Below are 14,494 nucleotides of genomic sequence, written 5' to 3'. Positions count from 1 at the left end.
AGCGCTTACAGGCGGATCGTGCGCCCCTCGCGCGCCGAGCGATAGATCGCCGCGACGATCCGCATGTCGCGGAGCCCCTCTTCGCCGGAGACGATCGGCTGGCGACCGGTCGCCACGCATTCCGACATATGGTCGAGCTGTCCGGCAAACTGCGTGGAGCGCGGCCCGGGTGGCGGCGTGACCGCCGTCTCGCGGCCGTCCGCGCCGACCCACATGTGGTTGCCGTCGTAGCGCGTCGCGGGTTCCAGCTCGATCCGTCCGCGATCCCCCATCAGCAGCACATGGTTCTGGTTTGCGCTGTACATCGACTGGCAACTGGCAATTGCCCCCGACGGGAATTCGAGCGTCCAGTCGAGGATATCCTCGACTTCCCGAAAGCGCGGGTCGCTGCGGTCGGTCGATTCCCGTGCCGTCACGGCGACCGGCTCCTCACCGGTCATGTAGCGCGCCGCTTGCAGGCTATAGATTCCCATGTCCATCAACGATCCGCCGCCCGACATCGCCCGCCGCAGCCGCCATTTGGCGGGATCGCGCTGGATGAAGCCATGCTCGCTGCGGACGTAGCGGACCTTGCCCGCTGCACCGCTACGCGCGAGCCGCATGGCCTCCAGGTTATAGGCCTCGAAATGACAGCGGTAGCCGATCATCAGCTTGCGATCCGCGGCCCGACAGGCCGCGATCATCGCCTCGCACTCGGCGACCGACACCGCCATCGGCTTCTCGCACAGCACGTGCTTGCCGGCGCGCGCGGCGCGGATGGTGAATTCGGCATGCATCGCATTGGGCAGACACACATAGACGATGTCGATCGCGGGGTTGTCGCGGATCCGGTCGAAATCGGCATAGGAGTAGATTGCGCCGGACCCGAGCCCGTGCTCAGCCGCGACCCGCTCCGCCTTGGAGCGATCCCCGCTCACCACCGCCACGAGCTTGCTATGCGTGCAATGGGCGAATTGCGGGATGATCACGCCGAGGCCGTAGCCGCCAAGCCCGACGATCGCATAGCCCAGCGGCCGGGCAGACGCCGCCCCGGCCATGCCGCCCGGTGCCAGCAAGAGCGCCGCCGAACCCAGCAGCACATCGCGTCTTGCGAAGTCCATCGCCATTCCTTTCATATCCCCGACGTTTCGTCGATCAACGTCGCCGACGGTCAGTGCGCCAGCGTCCGACCGTTCCAACCCAACGACCGGGCAGTGATGGCGAGTTGCGTACGATTGCGAACCTGCAGCTTGCGCATCAGCGCGGTCATGTGCGCCTTGACGGTGGCTTCGGCGATGCCGAGGTCGAAGGCGATCTGCTTGTTGAGACGGCCGGAATAGACCCCGTCCAGCACCTTGCGCTGGGTCGGAGTCAGCAGCGCGAACGGTGGCGGTGCCCCCCCGGCAGCCTGGCCCGGTACGGCCTGGGTCTTCGAGACCGCGTGTCGCATTGCCTTCACAGAACCTCTCCCTGTCGATCCGCGGTGCGATGCACGCGGCGTTCGGCCCGTTCCGGCCAATTGCGCGGGACCCCTGGTCGAGTCCTCGTTGCCGCATCCTAGGCAAATTGGTTGGACAGATTCAACCCCTGACTATGTCGTAATGCTGCATTTATGGCCTTTGTTGCTAATTTCACGCAATGTTGTCCAACAGCTTGACGGCCCTGCCCGTCCCCTCGCATCGTCGTTGATGATCATGCGGTGGACCGGCTAGACCTGCGTAACCGTGACCGCGGGAGGAGAGCGAACGATGAGCGAGGGGCGTCTGGCCGACCGGGCCTATGCCGGCATCGTCGAGATCATCAATGCCGACGCCCTGTCGGTGGGCGATCGTCTGCCGTCCGAAGCGCGCCTGGCCGAGATGTTCGGCATGTCGCGGACGATCGTCCGCGAAGCGCTGGTGCGGCTCGCGTCCGACGGGATCACCGAAGCGCGACGGGGTGCGGGGTCGTTCGTCAAGAGTCGACCCTCCGACCAGTTGATCGCCTTCATGCCGATGGACCATATGTCGGCGACGCTCGGTACTTATGAAGTGCGGTTTGTGCTCGAGGCGGAGGCCGCCCGACTGGCTGCGGCGCGACGATCCGCCGAGGAAATGGCGCATATCGACGACGGGCTGCAGCGGCTTCGCACGGCGTTGCTGTCGAGCGCGCCCGCGCATGACGAGGATATGGAATTCCACCGCCGGATCATGCTGGCCACCGCGAACCCCGCCTTCCTGCTGGCGTTCGAAGCCTTGTTTGCCGACGTCGACCGGATCATGCGGGCGGGTGTCGACATCTCGCGCTCGCGTCCGCCCGAAGTGATCGGCGCGATGCTGCGCGAACATGAGATGATCGTCGATGCGATCCGCGTGCAGGATCCGGACGGCGCCGCGCTGACGATGCGCTGGCATCTGGCGGAAGGCCGGAAACGGCTGATGCCCTGAAGCGATCGGGTTTGCGCTCCGACCGCTAGCTGCTCCGCGCCGCGGCCGTCTGGGTGCGCAGGCCTGCCGCCTCTGCGGTCAGCCATGCCGTCGCCGCGGCGCACAGGGCCTCCGGCGACGCGCTTGCATCGAGCGTCATGGCCGCTTCGTCCGCGGCCGGCCGCTCCAGCGTGGCGAGCTGGCTGTCGAGCAGGCTCGGCGGCATGTAATGCCCGGCGCGCGCCGCCATCCGCTGGTGCAGTTGCGCGGGCGTGTCATCCAGCAGGACGAAGCGGGTCGGCTGCCCGATCGCGGCGATCAGCCTGTCGCGATAGATCCGCCGCAGCGCGGAACAGGCCACCACCGCAACCCCTTCGGCCCGCATCGCGGCCCCGACGGCCGCGCCGAGCCGATCCAGCCACGGCCAGCGATCCGCGTCGTCGAGCGGATGCCCGCTGCGCATCTTCGCGACCGCGGCGGCATCGTGGAACGAGTCGCCCTCCACGAACGGTGCGGCCAGCGCCTGCGCCAGGACCGTCCCGAGGGTCGACTTGCCGCTCCCGCTGACGCCCATGATGACCACCGCCATCGGCGCGATTGCGCTGTTGCTATATGGCCGCTGCACACTGTGTCCCCGTACCGGACGGTACCTTCGCACGGAACACGTGCGACGGCCCGGGCCATGTCGCAGCACGCTCTAGCGCAGCTCCGTCGCGCTTGGGAACTACGACCATGGTCGCGGATGGCATGACCGATTACTCAGACTATCCCGCCCTTGACCAGTCGTACAGGCGCTGGCCGAGGAGAGCGTCGACGTGACGAAACAAACCGCGCGCTGGCTGGTGACGACGGCGGCAATCCTGCTGCCCGGCGTCGCATTCGCCGCGTCGCCGCACACCGCCCTCGCCCGCTCGACGCTCGCCGCGCAACCGGGCGATCCCCGGGCGATTACCGTGAAGGGCGGCGCCGATGGCCGCAGCGACGCGACCGCCGCGATCCAGCAGGCGATCGACGCCTCCCGCCGCGCCGATGGACAGGGTGCGGGCATCGTGTTCCTTCCCACGGGCCGATATCGCCTCACGCGGAGCATTCTCGTCCCGCCCGGCGTCCGCATCTTGGGGGTCGGCCCGACCCGCCCGGTGCTCGTCCTCGCGGATGCGACGCCCGGGTTCCAGAGCGGCGTGGGAACGATGGTGATCTTCACCGGCGGCGACCAGTATAATGTCGGCCGGGTGCCGGTTCCGGTTCCGACGGTCGTTCCCCCGCGCGACGACGTCCGCGACGCCAATTCGGCGACCTTCTATTCCGCGATGAGCAATGTCGACGTGGCGATCGGCGCGGGCAATCCGGCGGCGACCGCCGTGCGCTTCCACGTGGCGCAACATGCCTTTCTCAGCCACATGGACTTCCGGCTCGGATCGGGGTTCGCTGGCGTCTACCAGGCAGGCAATGTCATGGAAGACGTGCATTTCCACGGCGGCCGATACGGTATCGTCACCGAAAAGACCTCGCCCGCCTGGCAGTTCACGCTGATCGACTCGAGCTTCGACGGACAGCGCGACGCGGCGATCCGCGAGCATGAGGTCGACCTGACGCTGGTCAACGTCGCGATCCGCGACACGCCGGTCGGGATCGAGATCGATCCTGGCTACAGCGACTCGCTCTGGGGCAAGAACGTGCGGTTCGAGCGCGTGTCGCATGCGGGCGTCGTGATCAGCCGCGAAAACAGCGTGTTCACCCAGATCGGCTTCGACAATGCAGTCGCGACCGACACACCCGTGTTCGCGCGATTCCGGGAAAGCGGCAAGGTCGTCGCCGGCCCGGGACGAAGCTATCGTGTCACTGCGTTCAGCCACGGCGTCGCGGTCCCAGGGCTCGGCACGATGGGGACAATCTCGACCGACGCGCAGATCACGCCGCTGCGCACGCTCCCCGCGCCGGGCGCTCCCGCGATCCGGGCCTTGCCGGCGGTAAAGGACTGGACCGACGTGCACACGCTCGGGGTCGTCGGCGACGGCAAGACCGACGATACCGCCGCGCTGCAACGCGCGATCGATACGCGCCGGGTGGTCTACCTCCCGATCGGCTTCTACCGGGTCACCGCGACGCTCAAGCTCCGCCCCGACACCGTGTTGCTCGGCCTTCACCCGGCACTGACGCAGCTGGTGCTGCCGGATGGCAATCCTGCGCACGCCGGAGTCGGTGGCGTGGTGCCGCTGCTCGAAACTCCGCGCGGGGGGCGGAACATCGTTTCGGGAATCGGGCTGTTTACCGGCCGCATCAACCCGCGTGCGTCGGCGCTGCTGTGGCGATCCGGCGCGGACTCGCTGCTCGACGACGTCAAGATCATGGGCGGTGGCGGGTCGCCGACCGCGGACGGTCTCCCGCTTGGCGCGAAGACCGCGCGGAGCGGCGATCCGGTCGCCGACAATCGCTGGGACGCGCAATATCCGAGCATCTGGGTCACCGATGGCGGAGGCGGCACGTTCGCCGATGTGTGGACACCGAATACCTTCGCGCAGGCGGGATTCTACGTCTCCGATACCAAGACGCCCGGCCACGTGTACGAGCTGTCGGCCGAACATCATGTCCGCAACGAGATCGTGCTGGACGGTGTCGCGAACTGGGAGTTCCTCGCCCCGCAGACCGAACAGGAAGTCGGCGAGGGCATGGACGGCATGTCGCTCGACATTCGCAACTCGCGCAACCTGTTGTTCGCCAATTATCACAGCTACCGCGTCACGCGGACGTTCCATCCCGCAGCACATGCGGTCCAGCTGACCAACAGCAGCGACATCCGCTTCCGCAACGTCCATATCAACGCCGAAAGCGCGTTCGCAAGCTGTGAGGCGGCGGGCTGCGGCACCTACGTTCGCGCCAGCAAATTCCCGTTCGAGAATGCGATCGTCGACAAGACCCGTCACGGTGTTTTGCGCGAACGCGAATTCGCCCGGCTCGACCTGCCCGCAACACCCGCTTCGGCTATCGAAGCGACCCCGGGCATTCCCGGGATCGGCCCGGTTCGCAAGCTGGAGGACGGGTTCTTCTCGATTTCGGGCGCGACGGTCGATGCCAAGGGCGCCCTGTATTTCGTCGAACATCGGTTCCAGCGGATTCATCGCTGGACCGAAACCGCCGGGCTGGAGACGGTTCGTGATGCGGCGCTCGATCCAGTCAACCTCGCGATCGATGCGTCGGGCAAGCTGCTTGTCCTGTCCTCGCTCGGCGCCGAGGCAAGCGTCTATTCGTTCGATCCGGCGGCACCCCACACGGACATTCGGATGATCCCGCCGACGCCGGCCGGCGCGCACCCGGGGGCGGATACGTTGCTCCCGGTCAACTGGTGGAACAACGGCGAATTTCGCGATCAATATGATGCGAAGACGGATCATTTCACCACGCTGGGCGAAATGTTCGCGCGCGATGCAGGCACGCCCAAGCCGCTCGAATATGTCTCGCCCGACGGCAGCCTCGTCCTGCCGGCGTTCCGGGTGTGGCAACAGGGTGCGCCCGACCATGTCGGCTGGCGCTTTTCGGATACGCTCGACGCGCATGGTTTCGTCCGCGGCAAGATCGGATCGCGCGTCTTCGTCAGCAATGAATCCGAGGGGCGTACGCTCAGCGGGGTCGTCGGCACGGGCGGCACGCTCACCGACCTGAAGCTGTTTGCCGAGCGTGGCGGTGAAAGCGTCGCGGTCGATCGTCAGGGACGCGTGTTCATCGCCAACGGGCAAGTCTTCGTCCACGCGCCCGACGGCACCCCGATCGGGCAGATCGATGTCCCGGACCGGCCGCTTCAGCTGATCCTTGGCGGCCCCGATGGCCGGACCTTGTTCATCCTGACGCATCACGCGCTCTACGCCGCGCGGCTGGCGCCGGGATGACGTTTCACGACGACGATCAAACAAGAAAAACAACAGGGTGGGGATTATCATGAACATCAATGCATCGGACACTCTTCCCGCAGGGCGACGCCGCGTCGCCCTGCTCGGCGCCAGCCTGGCATCGCTGATGGCGGTCGCGCTCGCGGTCCCCGCGGCCGCGCAGACTGCGCCGACGCCAGCGCCGGACCAGTCCACCGCCGCGCCGGCGCCGCTTCCGAGCGACGCGCCCGCCGCGAAGGCCGATGACGACATCGTCGTCACCGGCTCGCGCATCACCGCCAGCGGGTTCACCGCGCCGACCCCGACGACCGTGATCGGCGCGGCGGACATCGCGCGCAATGCCGAGCCCAACGTCTTCACCACGATCGCGCAATTGCCTTCGCTGCAGGGGTCGAGCGGCGTCACCACCGGCACCAACAGCACGTCGAGCGGGCAGCAGGGCCTCAGCTCCTTCTCGCTGCGCGGGCTCGGCACGATCCGCACGCTGACGCTGCTCGACGGACAGCGCGTGGTCGGGGCGAACGTGACCGGCGTGCCGGACATCAGCCTGTTCCCGCAATTGCTCATCAAGCGGGTCGACGTGGTGACCGGCGGCGCGTCCGCCTCCTACGGCTCGGATGCGGTCGGCGGCGTCGTCAACTTCATCACCGATAAGCGCTTCGTCGGGTTCAAGGCGAACGTCCAGGGCGGCATCACGACCTATGGCGACAACAAGCAGGGCCTGTTCCAGGCCGCGATCGGCAAGAATTTCTTCAACGACCGGCTGCATGTCCAGCTCAGCGGCGAATATGACCATGAAGACGGCGTTCCCGCCGGCGGCTTCGGCGAGGCTGCGCCGAATGGCCGGAGCTGGTATCGCACGAGCACGTTCGTCAACCGCAACGTCACCAACGACGGATCGCCGCAATATCTCGTGCGCGACCATGCGCAGGCGTATCAATATACCAAATACGGCCTGATCAGCGCCGGCCCGCTGCAGGGCACCGCGTTCGACGTCAACGGCAACCCGTTCCAGTTCCAATATGGATCGGGCGGAGTCCCCGCCAAGAATGCGGCAGGCAACGTTTCGGGCTGTTTCTCGGCCGGCGGCTTCTGCCTTGGCGGCGACCTGTCGGGGAACGTCGGGATCGGTACGACGCTGCAGTCACGGCTCGATCGCTACAACGGCTACGGCCGGATCGGCTTCGACATCAACGACACGAACGAGATCTACGCGACCGTCAACGTCGCGCAGGTCGATACGATGAACCAGCCCAACCCGGGTGCGACCAAGTCCGGGCTGACGCTGCAATGCTCGAACCCCTATGTCCCCGCCTCGATCCAGGCCGCCTGCACGACCGCGGGAATCACGCAGTTCCAGTTCGGGACGAGCAACGGCGAGTTGCCCAAGAACATCTCGGTCTACCCGACCCGCAAGCAATATCGCTTCGTCGGCGGCGCGACAGGCAAGGTGCCGGTATTCGGAACCGACTGGAGCTATGACGTCTCCTACGAGCATGGCGAGAACATCACCGACATCCATGTCCAGAACATCACGCTGACCCCGCGCTACAATGCCGCGATCCAGGCAATCTCGCTGAACGGCCAGATCGTCTGCGCCAACGCGGTCGCCCGGGCGAATGGCTGCGTTCCGATCAACATCATTGGTGGCTCCGCGCCCAGCGCCGCCGCTCTTGCCTATATCGAGCCCGGCAACGGCCCGACCCAGCATACCCGCCAGACGCAGGACGCGTTCAACTTCAGCTTCAACGGTTCGCCGCTGACGCTGTGGGCGGGCCCGGTCTCGGTCGCAGCCGGCGCGGAATATCGCAACGAATTCTACCACGTCGTCGGCGATCCCTACGGGAATGGCGTGTCGGACGAGAGCCCGTACACCGCCGCCTACCCCGCCGATCCGTTGCTTTCGACCAACGGCGCCAACTGGTATGCGGGCAATTACCACAATGGCCGCGGCAGCTATCACGTCGCGGAAGGGTTCCTCGAAGTGAACCTGCCCTTCATCAACTCCGACAAACTGGGCAAGGCCAACCTGAACGCGGCGGGCCGCGTGACCAATTACAGCACGTCGGGCACGGTCTATACCTGGAAGATCGGCGGGACCTGGGACACGCCGATCGACGGGATCCGCCTCCGCGCGGTCACCTCGCGCGACGTGCGCGCGCCCAACCTGTCGGAGTTGTTCGCCGCGCCAATCACCACCACGCTTCCCAACTTTACCAATCCGTTCAACGGCACCGCGCTGACCGTGCTGCAGAATGCGATCGGCAATACCGCGCTCAAGCCTGAAATCGCGCGCAACACCACGGCCGGGATCGTGCTGACGCGCACGTCGTTGCTGCCAGGGTTCAGCGCCTCGTTCGATTACTACCGGATCAAGATCAACGGCGTGATCTCGACGCTCAACGCGCAACAGGAGGTCAATCTCTGCTTCACCGGGATTACCTCGCTGTGCAGCGCGTTCAATCTCGCGCCGGCATCGGGGACGCCCTTTGTCAACCTGCAGGCCTTCAACCTCGCATCGATCTTCACGGATGGATTCGACATCGAGGCCAGCTACCAGACGTCGCTGGAGAAGGCTGGGATTCCCGGGCGGCTGGTGCTGCGCGGGCTTGCCACCAATGTGAAGAATTTCATCACCGATCCGGGCGTACCGGGCACGATCCCGACGCAAGGCGCCGGGGTGAATGCGGGCAACACGCCGTCGTGGAAAGTGCTCGCGACCGAAAGCTGGACCACCGATCGGTTCAGCTTCAACATCCAGCAACGCTGGATCAGCGACGGCGTCTACAGCAACGAATATGTCGTGTGCAGCGCCGGCACCTGCCCGACCGGGCGGACCGCGCTGGAGAACACGGTGCACCCGACGATCGACAACAACACGATGCCAGGCGCCTTCTACCTGGACGTCGGCGGGTCGTTCAATCTCACCAAGAAGCTGAACGTCTATTTCAAGGTCGACAACCTGCTCGACCGCGACCCGACCCCTTCTCCGCAGACCAACACCGGCGTCGACATCAACCAGGGCTTGTATGATACGCTTGGTCGCTTGTTCCGCGTCGGGGCGCGCTACAACTTCTAGGTCCGCCATCCCCTCGCCGTGGCCGGTGGTCGCGGCGCTTTTTTGTCCCGGCCGTCGGTCGGGACGTTGTGTTTGAGGATATGCCATGTCCGGCTGGTCGCTCCCGTTCCGCACGATGCTGCTCGCCTCGCTGAGCGCGATGGCGCTGCCGGCATGCGCCTCGACCTCCGTCTACCAGATCGCACCGCAAGACCCGCGTGCCGTCACGGTCGAAGGCGCGCGCGACGGTCGGGCGGACGACAGCGTTGCGCTGCAGCGCGCGATCGACGCGGCCGCCGCAAAAGGTGGGGGCGGAATCGTGTTCGTGCCGTCGGGCCGCTATCGCATCAGCCGGACGATCTTCCTCTGGCCAGGCGTGCGCGTGTTCGGGGTCGGCAAGACGCGCCCGGTGATCGTGCTGGGCGATGCGACCCCGGGGTTCCAAAAGGGCCTCGCCACTATGGTGATCTTCGCCGGAGCGAAACCCGGCGCGGTCGACACGGCGGCGGCGTATCGCACCCCCTTCCCCCCGCCCGGAAGCGTTCCGTTCAATCCCGATATCGCGGATGCCAATCCCGGCACCTTCTATCCCGCCCTGTCGAACGTCGATTTCGTGATCGGCAAAGGCAACCCCGCCGCGACGGCGATCCGCTTCCACGCCGCCCAGCACGCCTATCTCGCGCATATCGACTTCGCCATCGGCTCGGGTCTTGCCGGCCTCTACCAGGTCGCCAACCAGGCGGAAGACCTGCATTTCCACGGCGGACGCTATGGCATCCTGACCGAGAAACCCTCCCCCGCCTGGCAGTTCACGCTGCTCGACTCGACCTTCGAGGGCCAGCGCGAAGCGGGGATCCGCGAGCACGAGGCCAACCTGACGCTCGTCAACGTCGCGTTTCGCGACATGCCGGTCGCGATCGACATCGACCGCGGCTATGGCGACTGGCTGTGGGGCAAGAATGTCCGCTTCGACCGCATTGCCACGGCGGGCGTTACCATCAGCAACGAAAGCACCGTCTTCACCCAGATCGGGTTCGAAAATGCGGTTGCCCGTGCGACTCCGGTCTTTGCGCGCTTCCGCGACAGTGGCCGGCAGGTCGCTGGCGCGGGCGCCAGCTACCGAGTCGCTGCCTTCACCTACGGCCTCACGCTCCCCGCCTTGGGCACGACCGGCACCTACCAGACCGTCATGACCGCAGCGCCGATCGCGCGGCTTCCCGCACCGTCCCCGCCCGCGATCCGCCCGCTGCCGCCGACCGCCCGCTGGTCCAACGTCCGCACCCTCGGCGCCGCAGGCGACAACAAGACCGACGATACCGCAGCCATCCAGCACGCGATCGATACGCATCGAACGGTTTATTTTCCGGCCGGGCGCTACGTCGTCACCGATACGCTGCGGCTCAAGCCCGACACGGTGCTGGTCGCGCTGCACCCGAGCCTGACCCAGATCATTCTCCCCGACGGGACACCCGCATTCCAGGGTGTGGGAAGCCCCAAGGCCCTGATCGAAAGCGCAAGCGGAGGCGATGCGATCGTGTCCGGGCTCGGCCTGTTCACCGGCGGGATCAACCCGCGCGCGACCGCACTGCTGTGGATGGCGGGGGCCGGGTCGCTGGTCGAGGACGTCAAGTTCCAGGGCGGGCACGGGACGGATCTGGCGGACGGCACGCGCTTCGATCCGTATAATGCCAACCACACGGGCGACGCGGATCCCGCCAAACGCTGGGACGCGCAATATCCGAGCCTGTGGGTCACGCGCGGCGGTGGCGGGACCTTCGCCAATCTGTGGACCCCGGACACCTATGCCGCAGCCGGCATGCTGGTTTCGGACACCGATACCCCTGGCCATGTCTACCAGATGTCGAGCGAGCATCACGTCCGCAGCGAGTTCGTGCTCGACCATGTCGCCAATTGGGAATTCCTCGCGCCGCAGACCGAGGAGGAAGCAGGCGAAAGCCAGGACGCGACCTCGTTCGAGATCCGCGATTCGCGCGCCATCCTCATCGCCAATTATCACGCATATCGCGTCACCCGCTCGATCAAGCCCGCGCCGGCGGCTGTGCGATTGTACGGGACCAACACGGTCCGCTTTCGCAACGTCCACGTCAACGCCGAGAGCGGGCTTGGCACTTGCGACGAGCAGGGCTGCGCAACCTATTTGCGGGCCAGCAAATTTCCTTACGAAAATGCGATCCAGGACATGGCCAGCGGCCTCCAGGTACGCGAACGCGAATTCGCCGTGCTCGACGTCGCCGGTCGTGCGGTTCCGGCTGCCGAGACCGGACCTTACGCAAACACCAGGGTAGAGCGGATCGCGGACGGTTTCTACGCCGCCGCCGGCGGGGCGATCGGTCCCGACGGATCGCTCTATTTCGTCGATCATGCGGCGCAACGCATCTATCACTGGGCACCGGAGCAAGGTCTCTCGATCGTCAGCGACGCGCCCCTGGACGCGGTCAACCTGGCGGTAGCGCGTTCCGGCGACCTGCTCGTCCTGTCGTCCGCGGGACGCAACGGCACGGTCTACAGCCTGACGCCGGATGCGCGGAACGGATCAATCACCACCATCGCCCCGACTCCTGCCGCCGACCATGAGACCGCCGCCACGGTCCTGCCGGTAAGCACCTGGAACAATGGTGAATTTAAGGATCAACTCGACCTCGAACGCTACACCTATCCGACGCTTGCCGACATGTACCGGCGCGACATGGCGCTCCCCAAGGCGCAGGCCTATGTCTCGCCCGACGGCAGCCTCGCGCTTCCCGCATACCGCACGTTCCAGCAAGGGCCGGCGACCTTCCGCGGCTGGCGCTTTTCGGACTCGCTGGACAGCTACGGGTTCGTCACCGCTCGGCCGGGCGAGCCGGTATGGGTCACCAACGGATCGGAAAACCGGACCTATCGCGGCCGCCTCGGCGCGCACGGCGCGGTCGTGGACCTCACCCCCTTCGCCGACCGCGGCGGAGAAAGCGTCACGACGGATGCGCAAGGCCGCGTCTATGTCGCGAACGGCCAGGTCTTCGTCTACGGCCAGGACGGCACTTCGCTCGGACGGATCGATATTCCGGCCCGTCCGCTGCAACTGTTGATCGGCGGCGGGGGCAAGACGCTGTTCGTGCTGACCCATCATGCTGTCTATCGCGTGGCGATTGCCGACTGACGTGCCGCAGGTGATGGACGGGATCGCCGACCAGATGATCGCGGCGCTTACCGGCCACGAGCTGAATACAACGCAATCATCGCGACAATTATCCAGCGCAACGTAGCTATGCCGACAGAAACAGTCGCTATCGTTCCTTAACGCTTTATCAGAAGCGAAGAATGACGGGAAAACAGACGGATAAAAGGGGCACGGGCACGTTCGTTAGTCCCGTCAATTTGCATCACCGTAATCTGCTCGAACCATTAACCGAATTTAACATTACAACTCAGCACGGCGTGTTCAAGTTATGCCTTGCTTTAGGTCGCACTCTCAGGTGTACTTGCCCAACTCATTGTCCACAGTGGCCGTTATTGGCCCTGCAAGCTCGGGAGGGCAGTTCAGTGAATACAATATACCTTATAAATAGTATTTTACGTTTGAGTTTTATGATATTTTTCTCTGCGACCCTCTTGCTGATCCCCAGTGAGGCCTACGCACAAGCGCAGACATGCAACAATCTTATCGAGCTATCACGTATTCGAAGCTCGCGCATTACAGACAACACGAGCTTTCACCAGTTTATTAATAACTTTTGCAGGCAACACTCGGAAGCCCATACCCAAGGTAAGTCTATGAGCGGTGGAGGCTCCTACGAAGGGTTCGCCGCAAACTTCGGCAGTTCCAGCATGTCTGCGGATGCAATTGCGGGAAAATACTGCAGCGATACCCAATCAACTCAATCCCGCGCCGATGCCTTTCAGCAATATATAGAGGAAATTGCCCCCGGCGCGTACACAGCCTATGATAACTGCTTAAAGATGTCGTATTATCTTATAGGTTTCGGAATAAATCCCGCCGCAATTGGCGCGAGCTCTGCCCGCTTCAGCGTATCCAACCGCTCTCCCAGTTCCGGCAACGCAGAGTCCATCGCATTTACAACGTCGCTTGGAGTACATTGTAATTGGAGTAACCCTGCAGGCCAAGCGTCACAGGGGAGTTCGGTCGTTCTCCGTAGCAACACGACCGCCAATCTTATTTGTAGTAGAAATTCGGCGTCGACGCTAGACAGCGTGTCCATCTTCGCGGCTACGCGTGCTGACTCCGAGGTCGTAATTCCCTGGGATAGCTATACCGACGGTGTTCCCGATTCCCTTTTGCAACGCCTGCAAAAGGCGATCGCCGATCTTGACGCCGTTACGGTTAGCACAAGAAACGCCGTTGTCGCGTTCAACGCCAACACCTGTCCGGCCGGCTGGTCGGAATTTACATTGGCGCAGGGAAGGTTCATCCGTGGCTTGGACCGAACAGGAACGAACATCGATCCGGCAGGCTTACGTCAGGTAGGCAGCACGCAGGACGATCAATTTAAAGAGCATTCTCATACACGCCCACAGGACGTATGGGACGACGGCAGTCCGAATGATGGTACTCAAGCCGGGGGAACGGGACTCGGTTTCGGATGGGCACCCTCGTCGCCACCACCCCCCACGGGCAAAGCTGGAGGTGATGAAACCCGGCCGAAGAACGTTGCGCTACTTTACTGCGTCAAAAACTAATTATTTCGATTTGGGGCGGGGGCTTGCTTCCGTCCCTCTGTTTGATCATGGCGCCGTAAACAACCCTAACAATCCCGCCATCAGTGCTGAGTCTCGCAAGAGCTGCCTCGTCGGCATCAATTACATGTCACGTCAATTGTCTCGTCGAGACCGATTTGAGGGCGTTGCTTCAATACCTGGCATCAACTTCAAACAGGCGTTCAGACAGGACAAAGACCTACGAGCCGGAATCTATATTCGTTATCAAGCTTTCGATTTCGGAAAAGTCGAAACGCCGATTGACACCGAGCAGAAAACCACGGAAATACGCCGCATTGCGGGTGTAGCTCAATGGTAGAGCAGAAGCTTCCCAAGCTTACGACGAGGGTTCGATTCCCTTCACCCGCTCCAGCCGATCAGATCCGCTGCACGGTGAACCGCAGCCGGCGCGCTCCAGACGCAGCGCGGCCGTGGCGGCGGAACCGCTGCCT

At 64.4% G+C, this 14,494-nt stretch carries 9 protein-coding genes and 1 tRNA gene; 7 read left to right on the top strand and 3 right to left on the bottom strand.

Annotated features, from left to right (window positions below):
• Positions 1-5 precede the first annotated feature (5 nt).
• Together L8G49_RS07710 and L8G49_RS07705 are read right to left on the bottom strand one after the other, a co-directional pair.
• A complete protein-coding gene (locus L8G49_RS07710; RefSeq protein ID WP_242183608.1) occupies positions 6-1,100 on the bottom strand; it encodes a Gfo/Idh/MocA family oxidoreductase in 1,095 nt (364 codons plus the stop codon).
• Between the two features lie 50 nt (positions 1,101-1,150).
• Positions 1,151-1,429: a LuxR C-terminal-related transcriptional regulator gene (locus L8G49_RS07705; RefSeq protein ID WP_242140177.1), complete on the bottom strand. Its 279-nt coding sequence runs from the start codon at positions 1,427-1,429 to the stop codon at positions 1,151-1,153.
• A 298-nt stretch (positions 1,430-1,727) separates the two neighbouring features.
• Between L8G49_RS07705 and L8G49_RS07700 the strand changes: the two genes are divergently transcribed.
• Positions 1,728-2,405, top strand: a complete 678-nt coding sequence (locus tag L8G49_RS07700; protein WP_242139953.1) for an FCD domain-containing protein — start codon at positions 1,728-1,730, stop codon at positions 2,403-2,405.
• Positions 2,406-2,430: 25 nt separating this feature from the next.
• Here L8G49_RS07700 and L8G49_RS07695 read toward each other — a convergent pair whose 3' ends face one another.
• Positions 2,431-2,973, bottom strand: a complete 543-nt coding sequence (locus L8G49_RS07695; protein WP_242183812.1) for a gluconokinase — start codon at positions 2,971-2,973, stop codon at positions 2,431-2,433.
• 253 nt (positions 2,974-3,226) lie between these two features.
• Here L8G49_RS07695 and L8G49_RS07690 point away from each other — a divergent pair, with 253 nt between their 5' ends.
• The 6 genes from L8G49_RS07690 (at position 3,227) to L8G49_RS07665 (ending at position 14,414) form a co-directional block, all read left to right on the top strand.
• Positions 3,227-6,268 carry a glycosyl hydrolase family 28-related protein gene (locus tag L8G49_RS07690; RefSeq protein WP_242183810.1) on the top strand — a complete coding sequence of 1,014 codons (3,042 nt, stop codon included), beginning with the start codon at positions 3,227-3,229 and terminating at the stop codon, positions 6,266-6,268.
• A gap of 49 nt (positions 6,269-6,317) precedes the next feature.
• Entirely contained in the window at positions 6,318-9,347 is a 3,030-nt protein-coding gene (locus L8G49_RS07685; protein WP_242183606.1) for a TonB-dependent receptor, read from the top strand.
• 85 nt (positions 9,348-9,432) lie between these two features.
• A complete protein-coding gene (locus L8G49_RS07680) occupies positions 9,433-12,486 on the top strand; it encodes a glycosyl hydrolase family 28-related protein (protein WP_242183604.1) in 3,054 nt (1,017 codons plus the stop codon).
• A gap of 383 nt (positions 12,487-12,869) precedes the next feature.
• Positions 12,870-14,024, top strand: a complete 1,155-nt coding sequence (locus L8G49_RS07675) for a hypothetical protein (RefSeq protein WP_242183602.1) — start codon at positions 12,870-12,872, stop codon at positions 14,022-14,024.
• Entirely contained in the window at positions 13,996-14,361 is a 366-nt protein-coding gene (locus tag L8G49_RS07670) for a hypothetical protein (protein WP_242183600.1), read from the top strand. The genes L8G49_RS07675 and L8G49_RS07670 overlap by 29 nt, the downstream gene beginning before the upstream one ends.
• A tRNA-Gly gene (locus L8G49_RS07665) sits at positions 14,341-14,414 on the top strand. The genes L8G49_RS07670 and L8G49_RS07665 overlap by 21 nt, the downstream gene beginning before the upstream one ends.
• Positions 14,415-14,494 lie beyond the last annotated feature (80 nt).

The sequence above is a fragment of the Sphingomonas sp. CARO-RG-8B-R24-01 genome, from assembly GCF_022662295.1.
Classification (GTDB): Bacteria; Pseudomonadota; Alphaproteobacteria; order Sphingomonadales; family Sphingomonadaceae; genus Sphingomonas.
Note: the sequence above shows the minus strand (reverse complement) of the source record. Positions and strands in the feature narration are given on the sequence as shown.